Raw genomic sequence first — 26,278 nt, forward strand, 5'->3', positions numbered from 1 at the left:
AATAAAAGGGGAGAAAAACATGCAAAGAGTCAATCTAACTGAAGATCTTAGTCTTTCACGCATTGTACACGGTATGTGGAGATTGGCAGATTGGAGATTTTCTACCGAGGAAATCCTATCTCTTATTGAACATGGAATGGATCGGGGCGTCACTACATATGATCACGCCGATATATATGGCAGCTATACGTGTGAGGAGATTTTTGGGAACGCACTTTCATTAAAGCCATCTTTACGAGATAAAATGGAGATCGTTACGAAATGTGGCATAGTGCTTCAATCAGAAAACCGTCCTTCCCATAAAAGTCACCATTATGACACTAGTAAAGCCCATATCATAAAGTCTGTTGATCAATCTCTTATGAATCTGAAAACGGATTATATTGATCTGTTACTTATACATCGTCCGGATCCCCTGATGGACCCGGCGGAAACGGCTGAGGCGTTTAATCAATTAAAAGAATCAGGAAAGGTCCGTAACTTTGGAGTATCGAACTTCAAAAAACCGCAATGGGATATGCTCCAATCATATCTAGACTATCCGCTTGTGACGAATCAGCTGGAGCTTTCGGCATACAATCTTGAAAACTTCGAAGACGGAACCTTGAACTTATGTCAGGAAAAGGGCGTTGCGCCTATGGCATGGTCACCGCTTGCAGGAGGCAGCATTTTTGAGGAATCGAATGAAAAGGCTGCCCGCTTAAGAAAAACGTTAGAAATCGTAAAAGAAGAAATCGGTGCCAATGGAATAGATGAAGTGATGTATGCCTGGCTGTTGAGACATCCCGCAAAAATCATTCCGATCATTGGATCAGGTAAGAAAGAACGATTGGACAGCGCCATTGATTCACTAAACCTAAGCATGGAAAAAGAGCAATGGTTTAACATTTTAACCAGCTCGATGGGACATGATATTCCGTAATGAATTGTACTTTGAACAAGAAACCTTGCCTTCATTAATGGGGACCTCCGTAAAGAGGTCCCCATTCTTAAATTTCAAACAATGACGGGTGTACTATAGAAGAAACTCGTCAACAAAAAGTCTTTGCTCATTATAGCAAAGGCTTCTTTATATTCTAAAAAATTTACCGTTATCTGATAGTTCAATAATTCTAGCTTCTTCGAATAAACCTTGGTCAATGCTTGACACTCATTCTCTTAAAATAAGGACTATGTATTGTCTCTTTATATCTTTTGATAATTTAAAAATAGTATCAAGTTGGTTAATAAGTAATATAATGAGGTTTTTACGCATATAAAGAAACAACACTATGTTCTCTTAATAGTCCATACAGCAAATCCTTCCTCCGCTTGTGATTTTATTGTGAGATTTAAGAAAAATGATAGGTAGAAGGTGACAAATATGGAAGCAATCGTCCTAGCTGCTGGATATTCCAGCCGAGCGAATGCATTTAAAATGACTTTGCCGATGGGGCAAATGAGCGTGTTGGAGCAAACGATCTCTAAATTTGAAGGATTATGCAGCAGGGTCATCGTCGTAGCTGGATTTCAAGCGGAAATCATCCAAGAGGAAATTGTCAAAATTATCAGTAAAAATACCTATTCATTTCAGATCAAGTTTGTTTATAATGAAAACTTTAACCAGGGAATGTTTCATTCCATTCAAAAGGGCTGCAACGAAGTAAATGCCCCAACCTTCTTTATAACACCCGGCGATTGTCCGCTTGTAAAAAAAGAGACTGTTCAGCTACTAGCAAAACACAAAGGAAACGTGGTTATTCCCAGCTTTGACTATAAAGGCGGCCATCCCATTAAATTATCAAGCGAAGTGAAACAGAAAATTCTCGAAACCAATCCAGAAAGTAATTTGCGTGTGGTCCTGGACGGTTACGAAAAGCAATACATGAATGTAGATGATGCGGGAGCATTAATGGATGTTGATACACCGGAGGATTACCAAAAAGCCATTAATTATGAAAATGCTTTAAATTTCTCGAAGAAAAAATAAAAATAAAAACTACGAAAATCTTGAATAGAAATGAATCATAAAAGATCATTCTCATTGATAAAATCATAGGAAGAGGTTTCTATTCAGAATATGTCCCATTTAAAAAATGAGTCGAAGGGTGTTGTTGCAATGAATCTCAAAGACATAAGCACCTCAGTGCCCAAAAAGGACCATAAAGGTAAAGTATCGGGCCAGTTGCCCTATATTAGTGACGTAAGAGTGGAAAATATGGTTTATGGTGTTTTGTATCGATCGCCAATTGCTTATGGAAAAATAATATCCATTCAATTACCTAACCTTCCGGAAGGGTATGAAGCTGTTGGAGCAGAGCATATCCCCGGACCGAATTATGTCAAAATTATAAAAGAAGATCAGCCCATTTTTGCCAATGAGTGGGTCAATTATATTGGTGAGCCAATTCTCATGCTCACGGGCAAAGACCTGGAAATCCTGTACAGTTTGTTAAATGAAGTGAAGGTTGAATTTGAAGAACATCAGGCTATCTATACATTGGACGAAGCGATCAAGCAAAAATCAGAATCCTTAGTTTTGGCAAGCTATGAATTTGGGGAAAGCTTAGAAAACATTTCAGCTATCGAGCAGGGAGCCCATCAAATCATCGAAGAAGAATATGATACGGGTTATCAGGAGCATGTCTATCTTGAGCCGCAAGGAATGCTCGCCGTTTATAAGGATGATGAAATTGTCGTCCAGGGATCGATGCAATGTCTTTATTATATAAAAAATGCATTGCTAAGCGCATTAGCCTGTGGTGACGATGAAGTCAGGGTTGTTCAAAGTCCTACCGGCGGAGGTTTTGGCGGCAAAGAAGATTATCCTTCTATGATGGCTTGTCACGTAGCCGTTGCCGCAAGAGCGGTCAAAAAATCGGTAATGCTCGTGTTCGACCGTTCTGAGGATATGCTGGTAACGACGAAAAGGCATCCGGCCAAACTCAAATATCGGACGGCCCTTGATAAGGAAGGAAATATTTTGAGCATGTGTGTTGACATCTTTCTCGATGGAGGGGCAAATGTTGGATTGAGCTCTGTCGTGCTACAGCGCGCATTATTAAACAGTGCTGGTGTATATAAAATTCCGCATTTTCATGCAAAAGGCTATGTCTTAAAAACCAATACCGTTCCGAACGGCGCCTTCAGAGGCTTTGGTGCTCCTCAAAGCTTTGCCGGAATCGAAAGTCATATTGGACATCTTAGTAAACTGGCAAAAATCGACCCGCTTGAATATAAACGAAAATACCTCGTCAAACAAGGAGACCCCACCATCACCAAAGGTAAATTCCGCGACCCGATATTAGTGGAAGATATGATTGAGGACGTACTCAACGTGTCAAAATACAACAAGAAAAAAGAAGACTTTCAGCGCTTAAATCAACAAAATCAGCGCTATAAAAAAGGCATAGGAACTTCGCTGTTCCTCCACGGCTGTGGATTTACTGGCAGTGGCGAAAGAGATCATATTAAAGCAAAGGTGAAATTGGTTAAATCAAAGGACGACCAGGTATCACTAAAAATCTCAAACTCTGATATGGGACAAGGTATTTTGACGACGTTGTGTAAAATTGTCGCCAAAGAACTTAACCTCCCGTTCGAAGATATTTTGTACCCTTATCCCGACACAAAAGAGGTTCCCGACTCGGGTCCGACCGTAGCTTCCAGGACGACGATGATTGTCGGAAAATTGCTTGAACGGGCCGCAAAAAAACTTAAGAATCAGTGGCAAACAGGGGTGGAACAGGAAATAGTTGAGCACTATGTTCACCGTGAAATGATTCCTTGGGACGAGAAAACCTTCACTGGAGATGCGTACCCGGCTTATTCATGGGGCGTTAATATCGTTGAAGTAGAAGTTGATACGTTAACAGGTAATTTAAAGTTAGAAAAAGTATACGGCAATTATGAAGTTGGGAAGGTCATCGATGAACGGATTATGAAAGGCCAAATTGACGGTGGTTTGGCTCAAGGGCTAGCATACGGTTATCTAGAAAAGATGACGTCAAAACAAGGTAGAATCCAACAAAAAAGCATATCGGATTATGGACCGCCGACTTCCTTGGATATTGTTTCAATTGAAAGCAAGGTCTTTGATAACCCCTATGCTGATGGTCCATACGGGGCGAAGGGCGCAGGTGAATTGACTTTAATCGGAGGCGCTCCAGCAGTCCAAGCTGCGATTGAGGATGCCCTGCACACTTCTTTTCAGCAAATTCCGATTACACCGGAAGTCATTATTGAAAGTCTTTGGATGAAAGAAGGTGAAGAGGGTTGATTAAATTCACACTAAATGGAAGAACGGTAGAAACTTACGCCCCTGCTACAGCAAGATTACTAGATTTATTAAGAGATGAGTTTGAGTTAATCGGAACAAAGGAGGGCTGTGGTGAAGGGGAGTGCGGAGCCTGCAGTGTTTTTGTGAATAACCTCCTGCAAAACAGCTGCCTTATTCCAATTGGCTCGATTGCTGGTGCCGATATTCAAACGATCGAAGGCATCATTGAAACGGAACAATTTAAAATTTTAGATGAAAGCTATTCCATAGCCGGGGGAGTGCAATGCGGCTATTGCATACCGGGAATGATTATGGCAAGTGCAGCTTTGTTATCTGAAAATCCTCATCCTTCAGAGGCTGAAATTCGTGAGGGCATCTCCGGAAATTTGTGCCGGTGTACGGGCTACAATATGATTGTTGAGGCGATTAACCTAGCAGCTAAAAAAGGTGATGGCTTATGATAGAGAAAATAACAGCGTATCGCTTCGAGCGTTTAGACGAAACTTTGAGCCAATTGAATAGAGAAGATTGTGCAATCATAGCCGGAGGCACCGATGTTATGGTTCTTCACAAAAGTAGAAGGGGAGTACCTCCAAAAATCCCTAAACCGATTGTTTTTATTGATCATCTTTCCGAATTAAAGCAGGTGTATCAACATCACAAGGATCTCCACATCGGGGCCTGCTGTACCTATAGTGAATTACTTGAAAATCCGTTGATTCCTTTTGCTTTAAAGAATGCAATTAAAACAATTGCTGCCCCGGCAATTAGAAACCGGGGAACATTAGGCGGTAATATTTGCAACGCCTCTCCAGCCGGTGACATGCTTCCTTTATTATATGTATACAATGCAAAGCTTCTGTTGCGCTCCGTAAATGGTGATCGCATGGTTGCGATTAGCGATTTCATTCAAGGTCCACGACAGGTTCAACGCTTTCACAATGAAATAGTAACGGAGATTATTCTTCCGTTCGTATTAGGAGATTCACATGTCGTTTTCGAGAAAGTCGGCAACCGCAACGCAGATGCCATTGCAAAAGTATCGTTTGCGGGTTTCGTCCGGATAAGCAAAGATCGAATCGATGACATTCGATTTGCCTTCGGGGCGGTCGGACCTACGATGGTTCGTTCCGTTGATATTGAGAAGAAGCTGGTTGGAAAAACGATACCATTAGCCGATGCAGACATCGCTGAAATTGTGGCAGCCTTCGATAAGATCATTAGACCAATCGACGATCAACGCTCCACTGCGGCATACAGAAAAACCGTTGCTTTACATCTTTTACGTTATTTTCTTAGCATGAAGCAATATCAACCGAATTAATGTTTAAAGATAGGGGGGGGGGCTTTTCATGCAGCTGATGGAAAAAGTGGCCATGCTGACGCGTCAAAACGAAACCTTTGCTTTAGCCATGATTATTGAATCAAAGGGCTCGACTCCCAGGCATGTTGGAAAAATGATTGTCTACCGGGATGGTACCATTGAAGGGACTGTCGGAGGGGGCTTGGCTGAACACTATGTGATCGAAGATAGTGTAAAGGCGATCCAAGATGGCCAATCGAAAATCGTTGAGTATAAATTGAATAAACATGCAAAAGACGGAATTCAGATGAATTGTGGCGGCACGTTACGTGTCTTTATTGAAGTCTATACAAGCAGGCCTGAACTCATTCTGGCTGGGGCCGGTCATTTAGGCCATGCGTTGGCAAAGCTCGCTGATTTCCTTGAATATCCTTATTGCATTGTCGATGATCGCGTTGGTTATTGTACAAAGGAACGCTTTCCGAATGCGACAAACCTTTTTGTGAACGAGGATATTGGAAAGGCTTTGCTCGCAGCCAACCTAAATGAAAAATCATATGTGGTAATTGTTACAAAAGATTGTGATGATATTGTATTAAAAACGGCACTGCAATTTCCGATTGCATATGTTGGGATGGTAGCCAGTAAACGCAAGGTCATAAGCATATTTGAAAAGTTAAAAAGTGAAGGGGTCACGCAAGAACAGTTGGAGCAGGTCCATTCTCCAATCGGATTGGAAATTGACTCGGAAACATCAGAAGAAATTGCCATCAGTATTATCGGTCAAATCATCAAATTAAGCAAGGAAAAAAAGCCTGTAAAAGTGAAACAATTAAATAGATAAGTAGAAAGGTCAGATAAAGCTAAAATCAAAATTTCTAATAGACAATTAGGTCAGTCCCCACTGTGTTAAAGTATTAACTCAGTGGGGACTGACCCTTTTTCTTTGATAAAAGCTAGAAGCAGGCCCTTGCTCTTCAGAGTGGGCTTTTTGTCGTTTTGATTAATTCATTAATATGGTAGGAATATTTTACTTTATATGCTACTACTATCATACTATACACAAAGGAAAACTCCTGGAGGGGGTTTTGTATGGGGATATTAGCTGGACTTATGGGAAACGGGTTCTGGTGCAAAGATTACATCCATTGGAAAGAGGTATATAGATTCCTATAGAATCAGCTATTATGCAGCCATTCCAAATAGTGATGAATGAACTTCACTTGATTTTGGACAGACTTGTTCTGTAAAGTAAGCTGTCCTTTTTTAATGATTGTATCGTGCATAACATAGTTTGAAATGATAGCTGATAGGTAGTGCAAGTATCGAAAAAGCAAATTTAACCTGAAGAAAAGAAGTGAAAAAAATGGCTGAGCCTTTAAAGGATTTATATAGTGAAACGTTCATTCGTGAATTCGGTGATAAAGTAAAGGGTGTCCATCCGTCCTTCTCTACTGAATCGTTTATAGGGGAAATAATTGATGAGCATTGGGACGAGAGGAAGTTAAAAGAACGAATACGGCACATTTCCATTACTCTTGGAAAGCATCTTCCAAGTGATTATCAAGAGGCTTTAGATATTTTGTATCGGCTTGATAAGGATTGTGAAGGGTTTAGATATTTATTTTTCCCGGATTTTGTAGAGGTACATGGATTGAATAAGAAAGATTGGCCGTTATCGCTAGATGCGTTGGAGCGTTTTACAGCTAGGTCATCCTCTGAGTTTGCAATCCGTGCTTTTATCTTGCTTGATCCCGTTTTAATGATCGAGAAGATGAAGGAATGGACCAATCATGATGATGAGCATGTCCGCAGGCTGGCTAGTGAGGGATGCAGGCCCAGGTTACCTTGGGGGCAAGCTTTACCGATGTTCAAATCCGATCCGGCACCCGTCTTGGAATTACTTGAGAACCTGAACAACGATCCATCCCTATATGTTCGCAAAAGTGTTGCCAATAATTTGAATGATATTGCCAAAGACCATCCGAAAACCGTAATAGAAACAGCCAAGCGCTGGCATGAAAGCGGAGAACCCAACACGATTTGGATTATTCGACGGGGATGCAGGACCTTAGTTCGTCAAGCAGATCCAGAAGTCCTTTCTTTATTTGGATACACGGATATATTGAATAATCCGAATATCATTACAAACGCATTTATTAGAAATGAACCAGACTCGATTTGTATTGGGGAAACGAGTGAACTTCATTTCGGTTTTCAAGTTCAAGAAAAGAACTCTGTGAAACTTCGCATCGAGTATGCCATCGATTTTGTAAAAGCGAATCAGAAAACTTCCCGTAAAATTTTCCTTTTGGCAGATAGGGATTTCTCAGAAGGTGAAGGAGTTGAAAGAGTGAGGATTCACAATTGGAAAGACTTGACGACACGTCGACATTACATGGGGATCCATCGAATATCACTCCTTGTGAACGGGGTGGAAGTTGCAGAAACGCAAGTCAAACTAAATGATGGATGATAAAGGTTATTGAAAAGTTAACAGGAATACCAGCAATTATGGCTGACAAAAACGAGGAGCCTGAGCGTTCCTCGTTTATTATTTCATGATAGTGAAACATTGCAAATAACACATTAAAAAGTAATCAAATCCAAAAAGTTGGATAGCTCCGATTGCTGCGCAAATTATTAATTAACAATGCCAGTAAAACGATTATCACGGCACCAGTTAAAACAGGTGTAAATAAATAACTCCAGCCATACTGGCCAAGCATGACTACTAGCGGGTCTGCCCCAGCTGGCGGGTGGGTCGTTTTTGTCAGCATCATCACCGCAATTGCTAATCCGACAGCCAAGCCGATTGCCCAAGGTTCATCGCCAAAAAAATGATAGGAAGCTAAACCTACGAATGTTGAAACAAAATGACCGCCTATAATATTCCGCGGTTGTGATAATGGTGCGTTCCACAGACCGAACGCCAGCACACAGCTGGCACCAAATGGAGCCATTAACCACACTGCTGATGTTATTTTTGTTAAGAGAATTAAGGCGAATATAGTTAAAAATCCCCCAATCAACCCCGTTATTGCGTCCTTTACATTTATTTGTAAAGGGCTTCTTCCTTTTCCCTTCATCTTTGATAAATAATGAATATGAAAATAGCGTTTTTCTTTATGCCTCGCGGCTGAAATACGGTCCAAAGTGAACCCTCCTTTTTTATATAATTAGACTTTACATGAAATAAACTAACCCGTCAAAACAATTTTAGTGGTTAGTTTAAAAATCCATTAAAAAAGCCAACTCAGTGTGTTGACAAGAGGAGGTTCAGATCTCGAATCAATTTACTGTTTTATGAAATCCTAAATGGATGTGAAGAAATTTACGACACTACTGCCGAATGACTGGCTAGCCAAGACCCCACAGTCGCTCGCTTTGAGGAGGCTTGGCAGACAGTCGGCGGAGAGGGAGCGGATTTCTTAAATCAACTGGAACCGTTTTATAATGAATAAATTGCAGGCAACCAGCTTACTTCAAATTTGTTTGCATTCTGACAAACTTAATAAGGTAGATCTTCATTCATCATCAGATTTCCGGTGTTGAAATCTGGCTACCTTTTTCCTATTCCCGCATATTTTCATTGAACACCATTTACGTCTTCCGCTTTCATCGATAAATAACAGGACGCAATCATCATTCGAGCATCGCTTTAATGATGACAGCTTATTTTTTTCAATTAAAGTTAATGAGTTGAAGGCAATATAAGATTGCAGGATATCTTCCGCTTCTCCAACAGGTATGGGAACCAGTTTTTGATCACTTAATTTATATGTGAAAGGCGATTTTTCGATTTTTTTTTCTAAATAGGCGATAAACTCATCAGGAATCGGATTCCCATCTGCTATTAATTCAAATTGTTTTCTTAAAATAGTACGCATTTCTAAAATGCTTGCAAATACTCGTTGAATTCTCTCTTTAATTTTTGATGAAAACTGATTATCCAAATATGAGTTATTCCCCTTTATTACAGTAAGCCAGTCCAGCACATCCCGTTCTGATAGTAATAAGTCTTGCCGTTGGCCACGACTGACCAGTTCCGTATTCACTATATCCAGAGAAAGATTACCTGATATAAGTGGAAATTTATTAGTTTCAGACATAAGTTCATCTCCCATACCCTGCTAAATTCTAACCATTAAAATATTAATTGAGTGGTTATATCTTCATTATACCTTATTTCTGAATTTTTCAGCTACTCGTCTTAAATTACGGGATAATATGAATGCTATCAAAATCCAAATGAGCAAGAACAGAATCGTAAATGAAAGTCCATGATAATCAATTCTTTTAAAGTCAGGGAAAAAGTTCTTGACATAACCTGTACGTACAGGATAATATGAAAGCGTATACAGAACCTATACGTACAGGTTATAAAAACAATTATATTTTGCTTTCTAGGGAAAGGAAGTATTGGAATGGGTAAATACACAGAACCAGCAACGGATTTGCTCCAACATGTCGGAGGGAAAGAAAATATTGCGACGGTTACGCATTGTGCAACAAGGATGCGTTTTGCGTTGAAAGATCCCGCCAAGGCGGATGTAACGAATATCGAATCGATTAAGCTTGTGAAAGGAACATTTACACAAGCTGGTCAGTTCCAGGTCATAATCGGGAACGAAGTATCATCGTTTTATAATGAATTCGTTTCCATAGCTGGACTTCAGGAAGCGTCAAAAGAAGATGTGAAAAATGCAGCAAAACAGAATATGAGCTGGCTGCAACGTATGATTGCACATCTTGCGGATATTTTCACCCCGCTGATTCCTGCCATAGTCGTTGGCGGACTCATTCTTGGATTCCGCAATATCATTGGCGATATTAAAATGTTCGATGACAGCACAAAGACCCTTGTGGATATTTCACAATTTTGGGGAGGGGTACACGCCTTCCTTTGGCTGATAGGTGAAGCAATTTTTCATTTTCTTCCTGTTGGGATTACATGGTCGATCTCGAAGAAAATGGGCACGACTCAGATTCTCGGCATCGTCCTTGGTTTGACCTTGGTTTCCCCACAGCTCCTTAATGCATATGCAGTGGCAAATACAAAGGCAAGTGATATTCCTTTTTGGGATTTCGGCTTTGCCCAGGTCGATATGATCGGCTACCAGGCCCAAGTCATCCCAGCGATACTTGCAGGGTTTGTCTTGGCGTATTTAGAACGGTTCTTGAGAGATAAAGTGCATAATTCCATTTCCATGATCGTCGTTCCATTTTTCGCTTTACTTCCAACTGTAATCATTGCCCATACCATACTGGGGCCTATAGGCTGGAAAATCGGTTCTGTCATTTCTACGATTGTATATTCCGGATTGACTTCATCAGTTGGCTGGCTATTTGCTGCCGTTTTCGGCTTTGCCTATGCACCGCTTGTCATTACAGGCCTGCATCACATGACAAACGCAATCGATCTTCAGCTTATGAGTGAACTTGGCGGTACGAACCTATGGCCGATGATCGCGTTATCCAATATTGCACAAGGTACAGCAGTGCTTGCGATGATTTACATTAACAGAAAGGACCAGGAGGAAAGGCAAGTTTCCATACCTGCCACGATTTCTTGTTATCTCGGTGTAACCGAGCCAGCCATGTTCGGCATTAACTTGAAATACGGCTTTCCGTTCTTAGCCGGTATGATCGGTTCACTTTTTGCAGGCATCGTTTCAGTCGGGTCTGGAGTAATGGCAAATTCAATCGGTGTTGGAGGGATCCCAGGTATCCTATCCATCCAGCCGCAGCATATGGGGATGTTTGCACTCGCGATGTTGGTTGCTTTCGTTGTGCCGTTCATTTTGACTATAGCATTCTCCAAACGTCCTAAAATGAACTTGAAAACTAGAACGAAAACAACGAAATTAAATGCTTGATAACGCGGAGGGAGAAGCATTCTCCCTCTTTTTTACGATACTTACGAAAGATACATCGGGGATCGAAGAGGAGGAATTACAATGAAGGATTTTAAAAAAAGTACCATCTATCAAATTTATCCTAAATCATTTAAGGATTCGAACGGTGACGGCATCGGGGACATAAATGGTGTTATTGAAAAACTTGATTATCTGAATAAACTGGGAGTGGATTATATTTGGCTGACTCCTTTTTATCGTTCACCGCAAAATGATAATGGATATGATGTAGCCGATTATACATCCATTGATCCTGTTTTTGGGACGATGGATGATTTCGAAAGACTGGTGAAAGAAGCGAATTCGCGGGATATCCAAATCATGCTTGATATGGTATTCAACCATACATCAACAGAGCATGAATGGTTCCAAAAAGCATTGGCTGGATATAAAGAATATAAGGACTATTATATTTTCAAGAAATCGAAAGATGGAGAGCCCCCTACCAATTGGATTTCGAAATTCGGGGGCCCTGCATGGGAATATGTAGCGGAACATGATGAATACTTCCTTCACTTGTTCGATCGGACACAAGCTGATCTAAACTGGGAAAATCCCAGAGTAAGGCAGGAGATTTTCAATGTAGTAAACTTCTGGATGGATAAAGGTGTCAAAGGATTCCGTTTGGATGTCATCAATCTTATTTCGAAACCTGACATCTATGAAAATGACAAAGCTGGAGATGGACGATGTTTTTATACAGACGGTCCCAAGATTCACCAATTCCTCAAAGAGATGAATGAAGAAACTTTCGGGAAGGATGATGAGGTGCTGACAGTAGGGGAAATGTCATCGACGACCATTGACCATTGCATCAAATATTCATCTCCTGTTGAAAAGGAGTTGTCCATGGTATTCAGTTTCCATCATTTAAAGGTGGATTATAAGGACGGGGAAAAGTGGTCACTTGCAGATTTTGACTTCAGGCAGTTAAAGGAAATCTTAAGCAGCTGGCAATATGGGATGCAAGAAGGAAATGGGTGGAATGCCCTGTTCTGGTGCAATCATGACCAGCCGAGGATTGTATCCAGGTTCGGGAATGATCAAGAGTATCATAACGAATCTGCCAAGATGCTGGCAACAGCCATTCATATGCTTAGGGGAACCCCTTATATTTATCAAGGGGAGGAAATAGGGATGACCAACCCGAAGTTCAATGATATTGGACAATACCGGGATGTGGAATCGATTAATTATTATAATATTTTAAAAGAGGCAGGCAAGGATGAAAAGGAAATTATTGAAATCCTTCAAGCTAAATCCCGTGATAACTCGCGAACTCCCATGCAGTGGGAAAATACGGAGCATGCAGGCTTTACAAAAGGGACGCCATGGATTGCGGTGCCTGATCATGCTAAGAACATCAACGCTGAACACGCACTGATGGATCAGGATTCCATTTTTCATCATTACCAAAAACTTATATTCTTACGCAAGAAACATGATATCATTGCATATGGGGACTATCAGGAAATTCTTGGCGACCATGACGCTTTGTTCGCTTATATACGCAGTTATGAAAACGAGAAACTTTTGGTCATCAATAACTTTTATGCAAAAGAAGCTTCCTTCGAAATTCCAAAGGATATTGACCTATCCGGGTACAACCCGGAGCTCCTGCTCTCAAACTATATCGATTCGAAAGAACTTGTAGGTGATTTTATCCTCCGTCCCTATGAATCGGTTGTCTATTTGTTGAAAAAGGACGAGTAGCAGACTAAGAAAAATATATTGTGGTGATGAAATGAACAGCAAATATCTATCGCTATATGGTGATATCGTTTCAAAAATTGAAGAAGGAATCTTTCCGACAAATTCAAAGCTTCCTTCCGAAAGCAGCTTCATGGAAGAGTATGACATATCCAGGGATACTGTGAGAAAGTCCTTACAGTTGCTTGAACAAAATGGATATATCCATAAAATCAAAGGCAAGGGTTCATTTGTCTTGGACTTCAGCAAATTTAATTTTCCTGTAGCAGGGTTGATTTCCTATAAAGAAATGGTGGAAAAGTTGAATTTGCATTCCAAAACGATCATTCATAAGTTGGAGCTTGAGACCCCCGACTCAAATATGGCCAAGCTTCTAGACTTAACTGATGATGGTAAAGTATGGAAGGTTTTCCGGATTCGGCAAATCAATGGGAAGAAAATCATACTGGACAAAGACTATTTCAAAAGCGAGTTCGTAAACAACCTGACAAAGGAAATTTGTGAGGATTCGATTTATGGATATATCGAAAAGGAACTTGGGCTCCAGATTGGTTTTTCAAATAAGGAAATTACCGTGGAGCCATGCAGTGAAGAAGATAAACAATTATTGGACATTGAAGACTTCGATATGGTGGCAGTTGTGAAAAGTACGGTCCATTTAATCGATGGAAGCTTGTTTCAATATAGCGAATCCAGGCATAGACCCGATAAATTCAAGTTCACGGACTTTGCACGGAGAACTTGGTGAAGTCTACTAATATTTTTGAATGAGCGGGGAGAGGAGGAGAGTCAAACTTAGTTTGATTCTCCTTCCGCTTGTTTGGAGGTATGAGAAGCATTTAGTAAAACCACTCCGCCAATTATTAATACTAAGCCGCCTAATGTAGTGATACTAAATGGCTCATTCCATAAAAGCACGCCAATCAATGCTGTTAAAGCTGTGCCTATTCCTGACCAAATGGCGTATGCTAAGCTTAACGGAATTGTTTTAAGACATACAGATAAACTATAAAATGCTATACCAAATCCTATCATAACCCCAAATGTAGCGAATAAATGAGTGAAGCCTTCAGACAGCTTAAGCATGGTCGTACCAAATACTTCGCTTATGATTGAAATTCCTAAAGCTATGTATCCTTTCATATTGTTACCTCCGATTACTAAATTGTTAAGAAGTGCCTTCACTAGAGAGTTTCAATACAACCACTCCGCCAATGATCAGGACTAAACCTAAAAATTTTTTCAGGTTAAAGCTTTCTTTATAAATGATAACTCCCACTAAAGCAGTTAAAGCTGTGCCTATTCCCGACCAAATGGCATAAGCCGTTCCAAGCGGGATGGTTATTAGAGATAACGATAGGCAATAAAAAGCCAAACCCATCCCAATAACCACACCAATGGAAGGGAATAACCTTTTAAACCCGTTTGATACTTTTAACATCGAACTGCCAAACACTTCACTTAGGATGGCAATTGCCAAAAATGAATAAGGATTCAAGATGAACTCCTCCTAAATATTGATTACTATTTTTCAATCTCTTCCCTCAAGAATCTTAACATCTAAAGGACTCATATTAAACCCATCCAACCTATATTCAGTTACATATTTTCTGTCATGGAAGAAAATATCCAGTTACGCTCAATATTAGACTGAAAGTGATAAAATAAGCCGCTTCCTCCAACCTGATAGCAACATAAAAAGAGGGTTGAACAGGGATTTTGTCGAAAGATTCCTTTAACGATTAAATAGGAGTGACGGATTTCATGGAATTTTTAATAAACAAAGAATGCTTCAATAAGGCGATTTCAGATGTCAGCCATGCCGTTTCCATAAAAACGGCAATACCCATTTTATCAGGAATAAAGATAGTGGCTAATGACGATTGCTTAACCCTTCTTGGTAGTAATTCCGATATTGTCATTGAAAAGACCATTCCTTTAACGATTGATGGTGTATCAGGATTGGAGGTTTTTGAAAAGGGTACGGTTGTTTTATCAGCCAAATATTTAAGTGAAATCGTCAAAAAATTACCTGATGTCATTCATGTAAAGCTGAACGGAAATCGATCAGTTACTATTAAATCAAATGAAATAGTCATGAACCTAAATGGACTTCATTCCGGGGAATACCCAAGTCTTCCTCAAATAGATGGAGCTGGTTATTTTAATATCTCAAGTGTTGAATTATTGGAAATCATAAAACAGACTGCGTTTGCCGTGTCTAAAAACGAGACCAGACCTCTACTGACAGGAGTCAATTTGTCTATCAAGGAAAACAAGCTTACTTGTGTTGCAACGAATTCCCATCGTTTAGCGTTAAGAGAACTTCCGTTGGAATCGAAGGTGACTGGGTCTTTCATCATTCCAAGTAAAAGCCTAATTGAGTTAACCAAGTTATTTAATGATGAAGCGGATATCATACATATTTTCATTACAGAAAGCTATATTGTCTTTCAAACAAATCATATCTCACTTTTTTCAAGGCTAATTGAAGGTAATTATCCGAATGTATCAGAATTGCTGCCAAAAGAGTTGAAAACGATCATCACCGTGGATACCAAAACACTATTAAAGGGTATTGATAGGGCCTGCCTTTTTGCAAGTGACTGGAGAAATAACAATGTACTTATAGAAATCCTAGATAAAAGTAAGTTAAGGATATCTTCTAATTCATCGGAATTAGGGAAAATAGAAGAAACGCAAAGCATCAAGTCAATCAGAGGTGAGGCGGGGTTAAGTGTATCACTGGATGGAAGTTTTTTATTGGATGCCTTAAAAGCGATAAAAGAAAACGAGGTAAAGCTAAGTTTTGGCGGTCCAATGAGACCTGTCTTAATCGAGCCAAGCGATAATTCCTCCTATCGTCATCTTATATCACCAGTGAGAACATACTGAGGAACAAAGCCTAAGAAACGAATAACGGGGGGAACGGCAACAGCCTATTACTTCAGGTGGAAGATATGGTAACGGTCAATCACCAAGAAAAAGAGATCCTGTAAAATCTGGACCCATTATATTCAAAGTGATAGGAAAAAGGGTCTTAATTCTTGGTGTAAGGCCGGCAACTTGATTTCGAAGGTAAAGGTAGAACCTTTCATCTAGCCAAATACATCCGTCCATCCATTGAATGGAAAAACCTGTCGACAGTCTGAAGAACCTCTGTAAAGACATAATTTATTTTAAGAGATACCTCGATAGAATATATGATATTCATGTGATCCAACAATAGCAAAATACTCACTATTCGTTTGTTAGTAGGATTTATTTCTCCTATGTCCAGTTAGGAACGCTCCAAGAAGAGATACCTTGACCGCCAATTTTTTTTCCTAAGAACTGGGCGCCTATTGGTGCTGCAATGAGGCTGGCTGGGATTTTCACTTATTGGCGTAAGAAGTGGAAATGTGCATCCAACTGCAAAAATTTCATATACGATGGCAATAATTCTTTTCCTTTTAGATCTTGAGATAGAGAAGGCTCAACTGCTAAACGCAAGTAGGGATTAAGGTGAGGTTTTTCCGGAAGCAGTTGCGCTTCACGTGTTTTTTTTCAGTGTCCCCAGTTGATCTAAAGTAATCATTTCAAGTTGATCTCGCTGAATAGAATCATGTATAGAAAGCATCCTCATTAATACTTCTATTTTAAAACAAAAATGAATCTAGGCAAAAGTGTTCTATCTAAAAGGTAAGACAAAGTTGATTGGAACGGAAGGTACGAGACTCCTGCGGGAAAAGCGCGTCTAGGGGAGACCCCGCAGGCGAAAGCCGAGGAGGCTCCCCGACCGCCCGCGGAAAGCGAGTGCCCTACGTTCCAATCAACGTCCAAATTGTACAAGCCATAAAAATAGACAAACTCGATTTTCATCGAGTTTGTCCACAATCTGAAGGGATCTTCTGTATGAAGACCCCTTATTACTACTTATTCAACTAAAGACCCTTAAATCAAAGCTTAACAAAAGTTTTTGGTTAATCCGGCATGATTATATGGCTCCGTTTTAAGGTATACCCAACTGTGAAGATCAACGGAATATCATCCATATTGGTGTTTAAACAATGTTCTCTAGTGTAGCAACCCTTCATAACACGTATTTCGAATGTACAAAATCAAACCGTGCAGGAAGGAAAGGGTCACGCTTTTAGGTTGTACAGCTCATGATCCTTATCCCGCTTTCAAGAAGGAAGGATCGTGTTTTATCGTGCTTGAACTCACATATTCAACTATTACATATGCAAGGACATTAAGAAGATTCTCTCCGTAATATTTTTTTCGCTCATTAACCGTTTCCGATACCTTTTTCACTTGGCTGACGTTATCCTATGAAAATAGGATTCCTAATAATAAGTACAATTCATAGATAGCGTTAAGAAAGCCCGCGGCAGACAAGTTTGGCTTTCGGGTAAGCCGTAAGCGTTTCATCAGAAGCTCCATCCGCTTTTATAAAATTAATGTTCCTTCATTTAGGCAAGTTGTCTGTGATCCATTGCCAGCAGCTTGTGGTGGCGAAGCGTTTGAAGTAACTAAAGTAGGTTTGGTGGAACTGATGTTTTGGAATAAATTTATCAGATAGTGGCTAGGATTGTACTTTTGGAATGTGGACGTTGCTTGATTGTAATATAGTATAGGCAGGGGGGATAATTATGTATGTAAGTCAATCCAGTGATCATGAAGTAATTGCAAAATTAAATCGAGATGTTCACAATCTGCATGCAAAACTATATCCTAAGTATTTTAAGGAATATAATTATAATACAATGAAAGAAACTTTTAAAAATTTGGTTGAAAATGATAATTTTGTTTTTCTAGTTTTAAAAGAACATGAAGTGCCAATTGGTTATGCATGGATTGAAATTAAAAACTATCCTGAAAGTGCTTTTAAAAATGAGTATAAATCAGTATATGTGCATCAGCTTAGTATCGTTGAAGGTCAAACCCATAAAGGTTACGGTAAAAAACTAATGAATGAGGTCTATGATATTGCTAAAAAGAATGATATAGATTTAATTGAACTGGATTATTGGTTTGAAAACATGGCAGCAAAAGAGTTTTATAAGAAACAAAATTTTAAAAAGTATAGGGAGTTTGCATTCAGACAGTTGTAAATCCTTTGTAACTCAATTCAAGAGGTTGAAGGAATTAATAAAAACCCCGATTCGGGGTTTTTTTAATTAATATCTTAACATTCTCCTCGAATAACTGGGGGGTTGAGGTACTCCACAAACAAAACTTTGGGAATAACACTCTTTTACGATACTTCGGGTATGCGGTATATAGGTGTTGAAGTGTTTATTCACGGTTGTTGTATGTGTCGGGTGAAAAACCGGAATAACAGTGTTAATGACATTGGTTTTAACATATTGCTTGGTCGGGGAGGTTTGAGATGGATTATATTGAGTGGGCATTCTGTGAGGTGGGCAATATTGTGGTGGACATTGACCGCCTTTCGGATGCCCCCAGGGCTTATTATACATGTAAACACCTCCTGGGATTTTTTTGAAAGTCATTATTAGTTTATGAAAATAAATGATAAAGGGACTGGTATAAATGCCTTTATCAAAAATTACGGGCATATCAGATCCTTCAATCATTTTCAAAAAAAATGAATAAACATTAATTTACCGAATTCGGTAAATGGCTTCACGAACAAATGACTTGTGTCTTTTCCGCCAGTTATTTTCCTTGCTTTTTTCCAAGCCCCATTCGGGAAATGTAGATAACCGTAATGCGGCAAATAATTGCCAGAAGGGTAGGTTAGTAAAATTCACCTCCGGCATCATGAATTTATATTGATTGGTGAAGTCATTCATCGCTAGCATTCCAAAATGATATAAAATTTCGAGTTGACTATTGGCAAAGTCAGTCAAAGGGTCCCCTAAACCTGAGTCTTCCCAATCAATTATGGAAACTAGTTTATCCTCTTTCCATAATATATTTCCTGGCCAATAATCACCATGAAGGATCACTTCCTTATTCATGGAGGTTAGGGGCATGGAGGATTTCAGCAAATCTCTAATCAAGCTCAAATTTAATGTTTCGTCCAGGATTACCCTATCTTTATTATTTAACATTTCGACATATGTATTTTCCAGTTTTGGCATGAATGATAAAGATAGATCTGCACAATTAACACGATGGATTTTTGCTAGATTGATTGCCAATTGCAAGATATAATCATTAAGATTTGAGGGGGTGAGTTCTGACTTACCCTCAATAAACTCGATAAGTATGCATGGCTTGGAAAATATCTCGCAGGATTGCTCAAAGTAATATGGCATTGGTACAGGCAAACCGGCAGTTTTCAATATCCCTAAGAGCTTGTGTTCATATGAAGCAATATTTGGATTCCGTTTCAAGTCATTATCACCATGCTGACGAACGATCATTTTTACGATACGCCCTGACGATTGTAGTATTTCCAGTCCTGTCACATTTGCAGAAATTCCGCCCATTAATTCCCATGCGCGAATTAGCTTGTTTCCTTGATCCAACTTTTTAACTAATTGTTCAAACTTATCATATTCATTTATCATACGATCTCTCCTTTTAAAATCCTGTAAAATGTTTAGGAATGAAAGTTCACATTATCATTTTCTATAGCTTTCGTAAAAAATTCAAAGAATCCATTTAGCAATTTTTATAAATGAAACCAATAGCTTGTTACACACGTAAATTAATCTAAACAAAGTGAGGTGTGCTGACATTGAAAATAGAAAAATATAAGGTGGAAACTACGAAAGGGACGCTACAATATAATATTAGTGGAAACGGCAAACCAAATATAGTTTTGATTAACGGCGGTTCTGGCCCGGTAGAGGGTTGGATGAAAATACTGCCGGCAATTTCGGAGTCATCATCAGTATTTTCCTATAATCGTTTTGGTGTTGCTGGCAGCGATAAACCTAAGGTAAGCCAAGACGGGTTGAATATTGTTAACACTTTACGTGAAGCATTAACAAGCGTGGGATTTGAAACTCCATTCTTATTGGTTGGACATTCGCTAGGCGGCCTATATGCTAATTTATATGCTCGCCTTTACCCAAATGAAGTAGCGGGAATTGTTTTTTTAGAATCCAGTACCACGAAAGATATCAGCCTTAATGAATATCAAGGCAAGGCAGTAAAAACCATTAATAAAATGTTCAAAGTGTTTGATTCCTTGTCTTCACATAAACAATTCAATGAAGTAAACTTTGTGGAAAAAACGATTAATCAAATCCATCAAACTGATACATTTCCCGAAATACCTGTATTTGTCATTACTGGTGGACAAGAAAATCGAATGATGCCAGAGGAAGCTCGAAAAAAACGACTTGAAAATCAATTGGAATTACTTTCATTGACAAGAAACAGTAAACACATTGTCGCTGAAAAGAGTGGACATTTTCCGCAATTATCAGAACCGACTATAGTGATTGACTCAATTAAAGAGTGCGCAGAAGCGATAAATAAAACAAACCAAAAACCGATAAATTTGTGTTAATGTTGACTTTTTTTAATATCTGTCAATCTTCTTGTTCCTTTGATTATAGATTGCTTATTCTCCAAAAATTCCTGATGCGAAAGTGAAAAAATAGAAAAAGTCTTTTTCAAAGAATTCCCGTCCATTGGGCGAATATCATCAAATAATGCCACTACACCTTTAGGGGGTGTATTTTTTTTTGAGAACGGCCGAATTTCTTTAATCCGATAGTTATGTGTACAAGCATTTGTTAATACGTAACATAAGATTAATAGAGGTGATAGAAATGGTGAAAGTATTTATTGATCCCGGTCATGGCGGTACGGATCCAGGCTCGGTCGGGAATGGATTGAGAGAGAAGGATTTAACTTTATCCATTGCAACTCGAATCAAAGACATCTTATTGATAGAATATAATAACGTTTCTGTGAAAATGAGCAGGACCCAAGATACCTACCCCTCCTTAAACGATCGTACGAATGCAGCGAACGCGTGGGGAGCTGACTTTTTTCTCTCCATCCACATTAATGCCGGCGGCGGAACTGGGTACGAGGATTACATTTATACGTCCACTAACCAGATAACGAAAACGTATCAAGATCATATTCATTCAGAGGTCATGAAGCTTATCAACATCCAGGACAGAGGACAAAAAACAGGAGATTTATATGTACTCCGTGAAACGGACATGCCTGCACTCCTGACTGAAATTGGATTTATCGATAATGTAAATGACGCAGCAAAGTTGAAAACGTCATCCTTTATCGAATCACTGGCTCGCGGACATGTAAACGGTTTAGTTAAATGCTTCAATCTAACTAAGAAAAGTACAGCTGTATACCACACTGTCGTTAGTGGGGATACAGTATATTCCTTAAGCAATTCTTATGGCAGTACGGTTCAGCAAATTAAAGATTGGAACGGTCTTGACAGTCAGTACACCATTACGGTTAACCAGAAATTGCGGGTGAAATGAATAATTAATAATTATATATAATTTCCAGAAGCACACCACGCAGTAAGCCCTTCTCAAAAAGAGAGGGGCCTTTTTGATTCAGGAATATGCATGTAATGAAAAACTGTACATTCTGCCGTCCTGATTCGGTTCTTCGATAAAAGGGGAAGGAATGCAAGGGGAAAATAATTTACACAGTAGGCCAAAGTGGACTTGGGCAATTGGGAGTCACTTTCTGTGAGTATATATAATCGCATTATTCAGGAAGTAAGCCTCTGACGGGATTCGAACCCGCACTCCTTTCGTAAGCATAGGCTAGGGGAGAACACGCTTCCCTACGGATTTTCACCGGCAGGAATTCCACCTGCCTCAGCGTAATTGCTTTTCGGTGCTTCTGAAACCCTTACCTTGCGACCCGGTGGCTACAATGTTTTCCGGCGCTCTTCCCTTCTAGAGCTACAGAGGCAAATGCTTATCATCAATTATAAGATTCTTATAGGGGGTTGTGAACCGCATTATAAAAATATGATAATTTTATTGCTCGATATAAACAATTTTATTCATTTGCATGAAAGGAAAATATACTAAAAATGGCCCCTACTAAAGTTTCCAAATACATTACCTCAATGAAATAAGTAATCTGGGGATAACGGATATGATATTTTAAATCGCCGATTGATAATTGCAGGTGATCAATAGCGACTCCGGTTAGTTTTCCTTTTAATGATTCCTTCATTGTTACGATACTGATCGTTTTACCTAAATTCAATTAGATGGTCAAAGAAAACTGGTTCTGTGGGAATTGTATAAGTCGGTGATAAAGTTTTCATCGTTTGCGGAAACTTGCTCGTATACGCATAATGACCTGGCGGTAATACGTTATCTTGGCTTCCATATGGATAATTTTGCATGAATTATTCCACTCCTTTACTAATGTAAGGTATGCCTTTTTTTTATGGGCTGACACAAATTAAAAGGATTTTATGTAAAGACAAATAAAAGAACAATACTAAAAAGCACAAACCATGATGGCTTGTACCTTAAATGCAACAGCATTAAGTTGATAAAAACTGTAAGCATTGAATCTATGTATGGCTGCTCATTATTCATTTATTTTACTTTCTTTCCGTATGAAACCCTCGAGTTGGATATTAATCGTATATTTTAATGGCTTGAACCACTTTTCCTAAAATACGGACTCTATCATTTTTTATGTTGTAGGTTTTTTCTTCATAAAAAGGATCCGTGCTGCAGGGAGTGAGTATGATGTTTTCTTCATTGATTCTCACTTTTTTGACCGTAGCATCGTGTCCATTTACCAAGACCACTCCAATTTTCCCGTTATCAAGGTATGTAGTTTTTTCAACGAGAATCAATGATCCGTCTCTGAATTCTTTATTCATGCTATTGCCATTCACTCTAAGGAAAAAATATTCTTTATCCGATTTAAGCATCGAATTTAATGTCGGCATATAGGCTTCTATATATTCGTTGGTGAAATTAGGCTCTCCAGCAGGGATATTTCCGTAGACACCAATTAATCTTACATTCTTTTCATTTAGGAATTCCATTCCAGGATTATTTCTAACGATAGGGGCTCCTTCAATGAGGTGGGATAGCGGTATTTCAAAACAAGTGGACATCATGCTCAATTTATCCATTAAAGGTTTATTCCGTCCGGATTCCCAAGCTGATACTGCCGTAGGAGCTACTTTTAATACATTTGCCAAATCTTCTTGTGTCATTTTTCTTTCTTTTCTTAACATTTTAATCCGTTCACCAATGTGCATATTTCTTCACCTCTTACTTGAATATACACTATGAGTGAAAGTGAGTAAATGTAAAGTGCGTGAATTTTGCGAAAAATTGTTGGTAACTATACTTCAAGTGTGATATTATTTTTTTAGATAGGTGGTGACAAGATATGACAAGCGTTAAGTTCACACTTAAACAAGCCAGGAAGTATAAAGGATTAACTCAAGATGAAATGGCTAAAGTGCTGAAGATGGCCAAGAGGACTTACATTGACTATGAGCAATATAAGATTCCTTTGCGAATCGATAAGGCTTATTTATTTGCTGAATGTGTAGGGTTCTCGATTGACGATATCATTTTTTTTGACCCTGACCTACACTTCAAATGTAGTTGAAAGTTCAATTGTACCAGCATTTCCTCAACAGAGTGGCCATTTGAATCCATAAAATCCTGACTTCCATAGGATAAGATTCAAGTAACGATGAAAGAAGGGGAACAAAGAGGAAAGGGAAATTAATTTTTTTGAAGTTGAATAGGAGCTGCTGACATTAGAACATTTGTAAAATACCTGTATGTAGTAAAAGGTGTACAAATCCAAACTTCTTGTGCAAATATACGATTGCTACAGAGATTCCAAAAATGACAGCCAATTGCTGTGAAAGAAAATTATTTACTTAATGTATAGGGCGGACTTCTAAACACCATGAATAGGAGCAAATGGACAATGGCAAATTCGAAGGAAAAGTTAATCTGGATGAACAAGCCCTTATCCTATGCAGGATAAGGGCTTGTTCTCTATTTTCGTGAATTGGCAGCATGTTTTACTCCCAAAATACGTCTTCATAAAATGAAAAAGACCTCATACCTAAATGAATGGAAGGCAAATCTTCATACTTTTTCTCCATTATCAATAAAACTTCTTCTAGTTTTTTTCTCCCATCTTTATGAAGATAGCAGGTAATGGTATGCAAAAGTACAATTATATATTAATGAAGGCTAAAGAAGGAGGGCATTGATAATTGGATGAGTTCAAAAAAATTCCAGATGATATTGGAGGAGATAACCCTTGAAAAGGAATGTAATCAATTATATCGTTTTTCTTGTCCTCATTCTAACCATATTAATTATGGCAAAGCCAGACATTTCCTCAGCAGGAAAATTGAAACCGCCCTCCGAAACTTTCAGTCCAGGGGATTGGTTTCTTGGAAGTATTCCTCCCAATCTTGATACAAACAAACCACCGATCGTGTTTGTACAAGGGAAAAACGGCAGTTCAACCAGCTGGTATGGTGAAACGGAATATCATGGCGTCAATGATATGTATACCAAAGCGTATGAAGCAGGCTACCAAACGGTTTTTGTTCAGCTTCATGATTCAGCTGGAAATGGATCAGTGAGCCAATATGCCAATGGAAGGCTTTTAGCTCAAATGCTTTCAGAAATCAGTAACCATTTCGGGGGCGAAAAAGTAAATATTATAGCTCACAGCAAAGGGGGCCCAGACACCCAAGCGGCTCTAGTCCACTATGGAGCACACCAATATGTTGGAAGGGTGATCACTTTAGCTTCCCCTCATCATGGTTCTCACCTAGCTGATTTGGCTTATAGCTGGTATGCGGGCTGGCTTGGTTCCTTATTAGGTCAAAAAGATGAGGGAACTTATTCTTTACAAGTTGGTAAAATGGCTGAATTTCGTTCTATCACGGATAACCATGTTAACTCTCGTAAAAACTTGTATTTCACTGTGGCAGGTATGAACAGAGGCCCGGTACTATCAGCCTTATCAATGGGGGGACAATATTTATCATCATATGGGGAAAATGATGGACTGGTGAATGTATGGAGTACAAAAATACCCTATGCAACACATTTATTTACGGATCCCAACTTTGATCACGACAATATTCGAGTTGGCTCAGCTGTATTTTCAAGAATTGAACCCTATTTAAGAAGCACATCCACCGCTGGGATTCCTGCATATCATGTCAATTATAAGGAACGAGTTGAAGATGATGTCATTACAACCGCACTCGCTCAAACCGTTCTGGGTGATGTCCTGAAACAAAATGTCTGGGTCGAACAAAGCTTCCATGTAAATGAAGCGGCCCCAGGTAATATAAGCATATATACAGCCTCAAATGATGTCGAGGTTGAATTGATTTCTCCATCCAATAAAAAGTATTCACCTTCCTTAGAGGTTCATTCAGCCAAAAATGAAACTTCTTTTTTTAATGGTGCAACCATCCAATCATTCTATAGAAATAACCTTGAAATTGGTGACTGGAAGGTACGAATGAAGACTAAATCGCCAAAAGACGCCTACCTGTTCACAGCACAATTTAACGAAAAGAACCCCATTACATTAAGTATGGCCGGTAAAGTTAAGCAAAAAGATGCAAAATTTTTAATAAAGAATCCAATGAATGATAAAAAAAGGCCAATCAGCACAACATTTTTGGTTCATCTGCTAGATGAAACCGGTAAAGAAATTAGTGGGAAAAACTCAATTAAGGCAATGGATACTGAAAATTTTACTGGCACCCTTCCAGAAGTACCTAAGTCAGGTGTTTATAATGTAACAATAGATGTTAAGGAAAAAAATGTGGATGGTACTGAAAGAACCCGGACTCTGATTCGTTCGGTCTATATTGAGAAATAGCGAAATGCCTTCTCTTAGTTGAGGAGGTATTTTTTTGGATGAAATATGAGGTAGGTGCGAAATGGTACGGGTAACTAGGGAGATGGTAATTCCGCCAATGGAAACAGCCGTAATCCCTTATAAAAGTATTAATTCAACGGGTGTTAGGTGGATATATTTAGGAGTGAGTTCCCTGGAAATAAAGATTTATGCTTGGTAATGAGAGATCTAATGAGCAAGGAAACATTCATTAAGCAAATTGCTCCTTATGCCCAGAAAATTAAACAG

The 26,278-nt window shown here is 39.0% G+C and carries 25 protein-coding genes and 1 pseudogene; 16 read left to right on the forward strand and 10 right to left on the reverse strand.

What is annotated here, in order from left to right:
- Positions 1–19 precede the first annotated feature (19 nt).
- From ACZ9AO_RS00360 to ACZ9AO_RS00385, 6 genes are all read left to right on the forward strand, one after another.
- Positions 20–922: an aldo/keto reductase gene (locus tag ACZ9AO_RS00360; RefSeq protein ID WP_476108175.1), complete on the forward strand. Its 903-nt coding sequence runs from the start codon at positions 20–22 to the stop codon at positions 920–922.
- 441 nt (positions 923–1,363) lie between these two features.
- Positions 1,364–1,969 carry a nucleotidyltransferase family protein gene (locus ACZ9AO_RS00365; protein WP_251542067.1) on the forward strand — a complete coding sequence of 202 codons (606 nt, stop codon included), beginning with the start codon at positions 1,364–1,366 and terminating at the stop codon, positions 1,967–1,969.
- 129 nt (positions 1,970–2,098) lie between these two features.
- Complete coding sequence (locus tag ACZ9AO_RS00370) at positions 2,099–4,258, forward strand: xanthine dehydrogenase family protein molybdopterin-binding subunit (RefSeq protein ID WP_476108176.1); 2,160 nt, start codon at positions 2,099–2,101, stop codon at positions 4,256–4,258.
- Positions 4,255–4,719 (forward strand): (2Fe-2S)-binding protein, encoded by a 465-nt coding sequence (locus ACZ9AO_RS00375; protein WP_476108177.1) that lies wholly within the window; start codon positions 4,255–4,257, stop codon positions 4,717–4,719. The genes ACZ9AO_RS00370 and ACZ9AO_RS00375 overlap by 4 nt, the downstream gene beginning before the upstream one ends.
- Positions 4,716–5,582, forward strand: coding sequence for an FAD binding domain-containing protein (locus ACZ9AO_RS00380; protein ID WP_289349612.1), 867 nt, complete (start codon positions 4,716–4,718; stop codon positions 5,580–5,582). Before ACZ9AO_RS00375 ends, ACZ9AO_RS00380 begins: the two co-directional genes overlap by 4 nt.
- A 28-nt stretch (positions 5,583–5,610) precedes the next feature.
- A complete protein-coding gene (locus ACZ9AO_RS00385; RefSeq protein ID WP_063592958.1) occupies positions 5,611–6,405 on the forward strand; it encodes an XdhC family protein in 795 nt (264 codons plus the stop codon).
- Between the two features lie 341 nt (positions 6,406–6,746).
- Here ACZ9AO_RS00385 and ACZ9AO_RS00390 read toward each other — a convergent pair.
- A pseudogene (locus ACZ9AO_RS00390) lies at positions 6,747–6,835 on the reverse strand (IS6 family transposase); the annotation flags it as partial.
- Positions 6,836–6,927: 92 nt separating this feature from the next.
- On the opposite strand from ACZ9AO_RS00390, the gene ACZ9AO_RS00395 reads away from it, so the two are divergent.
- Positions 6,928–8,037 carry a DNA alkylation repair protein gene (locus ACZ9AO_RS00395; RefSeq protein WP_251542072.1) on the forward strand — a complete coding sequence of 370 codons (1,110 nt, stop codon included), beginning with the start codon at positions 6,928–6,930 and terminating at the stop codon, positions 8,035–8,037.
- A gap of 124 nt (positions 8,038–8,161) precedes the next feature.
- Here the strand turns inward: ACZ9AO_RS00395 and ACZ9AO_RS00400 are convergent, their stop codons facing one another.
- Both ACZ9AO_RS00400 and ACZ9AO_RS00405 read right to left on the reverse strand, forming a co-directional pair.
- On the reverse strand, positions 8,162–8,716 hold the full coding sequence (locus ACZ9AO_RS00400) for an HPP family protein (protein ID WP_048685934.1): 555 nt from the start codon (positions 8,714–8,716) through the stop codon (positions 8,162–8,164).
- 372 nt (positions 8,717–9,088) lie between these two features.
- Positions 9,089–9,673 (reverse strand): CGNR zinc finger domain-containing protein, encoded by a 585-nt coding sequence (locus tag ACZ9AO_RS00405; protein ID WP_063592960.1) that lies wholly within the window; start codon positions 9,671–9,673, stop codon positions 9,089–9,091.
- A 315-nt stretch (positions 9,674–9,988) separates the two neighbouring features.
- Here ACZ9AO_RS00405 and treP point away from each other — a divergent pair, with 315 nt between their 5' ends.
- The 3 genes from treP to treR all read left to right on the forward strand — a co-directional run bounded on the left by treP (position 9,989) and on the right by treR (position 13,937).
- Positions 9,989–11,440, forward strand: coding sequence for a PTS system trehalose-specific EIIBC component (gene treP / locus ACZ9AO_RS00410; protein WP_048685938.1), 1,452 nt, complete (start codon positions 9,989–9,991; stop codon positions 11,438–11,440).
- 81 nt (positions 11,441–11,521) lie between these two features.
- Positions 11,522–13,192 (forward strand): alpha,alpha-phosphotrehalase, encoded by a 1,671-nt coding sequence (gene treC / locus ACZ9AO_RS00415; RefSeq protein WP_476108178.1) that lies wholly within the window; start codon positions 11,522–11,524, stop codon positions 13,190–13,192.
- A gap of 31 nt (positions 13,193–13,223) precedes the next feature.
- Complete coding sequence (gene treR / locus ACZ9AO_RS00420) at positions 13,224–13,937, forward strand: trehalose operon repressor (RefSeq protein ID WP_318290798.1); 714 nt, start codon at positions 13,224–13,226, stop codon at positions 13,935–13,937.
- A 47-nt stretch (positions 13,938–13,984) separates the two neighbouring features.
- Here treR and ACZ9AO_RS00425 read toward each other — a convergent pair whose 3' ends face one another.
- The gene (locus ACZ9AO_RS00425) at positions 13,985–14,332 is read right to left on the reverse strand and encodes a DMT family transporter (RefSeq protein ID WP_048685943.1); all 348 of its coding nucleotides are present in this window, start codon (positions 14,330–14,332) and stop codon (positions 13,985–13,987) included.
- Between the two features lie 25 nt (positions 14,333–14,357).
- Positions 14,358–14,687 (reverse strand): DMT family transporter, encoded by a 330-nt coding sequence (locus tag ACZ9AO_RS00430; RefSeq protein ID WP_285856593.1) that lies wholly within the window; start codon positions 14,685–14,687, stop codon positions 14,358–14,360.
- A 266-nt stretch (positions 14,688–14,953) separates the two neighbouring features.
- Here ACZ9AO_RS00430 and dnaN point away from each other — a divergent pair, with 266 nt between their 5' ends.
- Both dnaN and ACZ9AO_RS00440 read left to right on the forward strand, forming a co-directional pair.
- Complete coding sequence (gene dnaN / locus ACZ9AO_RS00435) at positions 14,954–16,084, forward strand: DNA polymerase III subunit beta (protein ID WP_476108179.1); 1,131 nt, start codon at positions 14,954–14,956, stop codon at positions 16,082–16,084.
- A 1,739-nt stretch (positions 16,085–17,823) separates the two neighbouring features.
- Positions 17,824–18,285, forward strand: a complete 462-nt coding sequence (locus ACZ9AO_RS00440) for a GNAT family N-acetyltransferase (RefSeq protein WP_476108180.1) — start codon at positions 17,824–17,826, stop codon at positions 18,283–18,285.
- 66 nt (positions 18,286–18,351) lie between these two features.
- Here the strand turns inward: ACZ9AO_RS00440 and ACZ9AO_RS00445 are convergent, their stop codons facing one another.
- Together ACZ9AO_RS00445 and ACZ9AO_RS00450 are read right to left on the reverse strand one after the other, a co-directional pair.
- Positions 18,352–18,771: a CotD family spore coat protein gene (locus ACZ9AO_RS00445; RefSeq protein ID WP_311294071.1), complete on the reverse strand. Its 420-nt coding sequence runs from the start codon at positions 18,769–18,771 to the stop codon at positions 18,352–18,354.
- A gap of 27 nt (positions 18,772–18,798) precedes the next feature.
- Positions 18,799–19,713: an aminoglycoside phosphotransferase family protein gene (locus ACZ9AO_RS00450; protein ID WP_476108181.1), complete on the reverse strand. Its 915-nt coding sequence runs from the start codon at positions 19,711–19,713 to the stop codon at positions 18,799–18,801.
- A gap of 170 nt (positions 19,714–19,883) precedes the next feature.
- On the opposite strand from ACZ9AO_RS00450, the gene ACZ9AO_RS00455 reads away from it, so the two are divergent.
- Positions 19,884–20,663, forward strand: coding sequence for an alpha/beta fold hydrolase (locus ACZ9AO_RS00455; protein WP_476108182.1), 780 nt, complete (start codon positions 19,884–19,886; stop codon positions 20,661–20,663).
- Between the two features lie 265 nt (positions 20,664–20,928).
- Positions 20,929–21,618: an N-acetylmuramoyl-L-alanine amidase family protein gene (locus ACZ9AO_RS00460; protein WP_476108183.1), complete on the forward strand. Its 690-nt coding sequence runs from the start codon at positions 20,929–20,931 to the stop codon at positions 21,616–21,618.
- Between the two features lie 535 nt (positions 21,619–22,153).
- Here the strand turns inward: ACZ9AO_RS00460 and ACZ9AO_RS00465 are convergent.
- The 3 genes from ACZ9AO_RS00465 to ACZ9AO_RS00475 all read right to left on the reverse strand — a co-directional run bounded on the left by ACZ9AO_RS00465 (position 22,154) and on the right by ACZ9AO_RS00475 (position 23,387).
- Positions 22,154–22,333 carry a hypothetical protein gene (locus ACZ9AO_RS00465; protein ID WP_476108466.1) on the reverse strand — a complete coding sequence of 60 codons (180 nt, stop codon included), beginning with the start codon at positions 22,331–22,333 and terminating at the stop codon, positions 22,154–22,156.
- A 19-nt stretch (positions 22,334–22,352) separates the two neighbouring features.
- Positions 22,353–22,508 (reverse strand): hypothetical protein, encoded by a 156-nt coding sequence (locus ACZ9AO_RS00470; protein ID WP_476108184.1) that lies wholly within the window; start codon positions 22,506–22,508, stop codon positions 22,353–22,355.
- A 240-nt stretch (positions 22,509–22,748) separates the two neighbouring features.
- Positions 22,749–23,387 (reverse strand): LexA family protein, encoded by a 639-nt coding sequence (locus tag ACZ9AO_RS00475; protein ID WP_048685953.1) that lies wholly within the window; start codon positions 23,385–23,387, stop codon positions 22,749–22,751.
- A gap of 134 nt (positions 23,388–23,521) precedes the next feature.
- Here ACZ9AO_RS00475 and ACZ9AO_RS00480 point away from each other — a divergent pair, with 134 nt between their 5' ends.
- Entirely contained in the window at positions 23,522–23,746 is a 225-nt protein-coding gene (locus tag ACZ9AO_RS00480) for a helix-turn-helix transcriptional regulator (RefSeq protein ID WP_034312951.1), read from the forward strand.
- A gap of 732 nt (positions 23,747–24,478) precedes the next feature.
- Entirely contained in the window at positions 24,479–26,011 is a 1,533-nt protein-coding gene (locus tag ACZ9AO_RS00485; protein ID WP_476108467.1) for an esterase/lipase family protein, read from the forward strand.
- Positions 26,012–26,278: the final 267 nt, after the last annotated feature.

This window comes from Peribacillus sp. TE19612 (assembly GCF_056279465.1).

Coding starts and splice junctions, on each gene's coding strand:
- ACZ9AO_RS00480 (WP_034312951.1), top strand. CDS start 23,522: ATGACAAGCGTTAAGTTCACACTTAAACAAGCCAGGAAGTATAAAGGA.
- ACZ9AO_RS00370 (WP_476108176.1), top strand. CDS start 2,099: ATGAATCTCAAAGACATAAGCACCTCAGTGCCCAAAAAGGACCATAAA.
- ACZ9AO_RS00470 (WP_476108184.1), bottom strand. CDS start 22,508: ATGCAAAATTATCCATATGGAAGCCAAGATAACGTATTACCGCCAGGT.
- ACZ9AO_RS00475 (WP_048685953.1), bottom strand. CDS start 23,387: ATGCACATTGGTGAACGGATTAAAATGTTAAGAAAAGAAAGAAAAATG.
- ACZ9AO_RS00385 (WP_063592958.1), top strand. CDS start 5,611: ATGCAGCTGATGGAAAAAGTGGCCATGCTGACGCGTCAAAACGAAACC.
- ACZ9AO_RS00440 (WP_476108180.1), top strand. CDS start 17,824: ATGTATGTAAGTCAATCCAGTGATCATGAAGTAATTGCAAAATTAAAT.
- ACZ9AO_RS00365 (WP_251542067.1), top strand. CDS start 1,364: ATGGAAGCAATCGTCCTAGCTGCTGGATATTCCAGCCGAGCGAATGCA.
- ACZ9AO_RS00460 (WP_476108183.1), top strand. CDS start 20,929: ATGGTGAAAGTATTTATTGATCCCGGTCATGGCGGTACGGATCCAGGC.
- ACZ9AO_RS00360 (WP_476108175.1), top strand. CDS start 20: ATGCAAAGAGTCAATCTAACTGAAGATCTTAGTCTTTCACGCATTGTA.
- ACZ9AO_RS00445 (WP_311294071.1), bottom strand. CDS start 18,771: ATGATTGAAGGATCTGATATGCCCGTAATTTTTGATAAAGGCATTTAT.
- ACZ9AO_RS00450 (WP_476108181.1), bottom strand. CDS start 19,713: ATGATAAATGAATATGATAAGTTTGAACAATTAGTTAAAAAGTTGGAT.
- ACZ9AO_RS00395 (WP_251542072.1), top strand. CDS start 6,928: ATGGCTGAGCCTTTAAAGGATTTATATAGTGAAACGTTCATTCGTGAA.
- treP (WP_048685938.1), top strand. CDS start 9,989: ATGGGTAAATACACAGAACCAGCAACGGATTTGCTCCAACATGTCGGA.
- treC (WP_476108178.1), top strand. CDS start 11,522: ATGAAGGATTTTAAAAAAAGTACCATCTATCAAATTTATCCTAAATCA.
- ACZ9AO_RS00405 (WP_063592960.1), bottom strand. CDS start 9,673: ATGTCTGAAACTAATAAATTTCCACTTATATCAGGTAATCTTTCTCTG.
- dnaN (WP_476108179.1), top strand. CDS start 14,954: ATGGAATTTTTAATAAACAAAGAATGCTTCAATAAGGCGATTTCAGAT.
- ACZ9AO_RS00485 (WP_476108467.1), top strand. CDS start 24,479: ATGGCAAAGCCAGACATTTCCTCAGCAGGAAAATTGAAACCGCCCTCC.
- ACZ9AO_RS00425 (WP_048685943.1), bottom strand. CDS start 14,332: ATGAAAGGATACATAGCTTTAGGAATTTCAATCATAAGCGAAGTATTT.
- treR (WP_318290798.1), top strand. CDS start 13,224: ATGAACAGCAAATATCTATCGCTATATGGTGATATCGTTTCAAAAATT.
- ACZ9AO_RS00380 (WP_289349612.1), top strand. CDS start 4,716: ATGATAGAGAAAATAACAGCGTATCGCTTCGAGCGTTTAGACGAAACT.
- ACZ9AO_RS00465 (WP_476108466.1), bottom strand. CDS start 22,333: ATGAAGGAATCATTAAAAGGAAAACTAACCGGAGTCGCTATTGATCAC.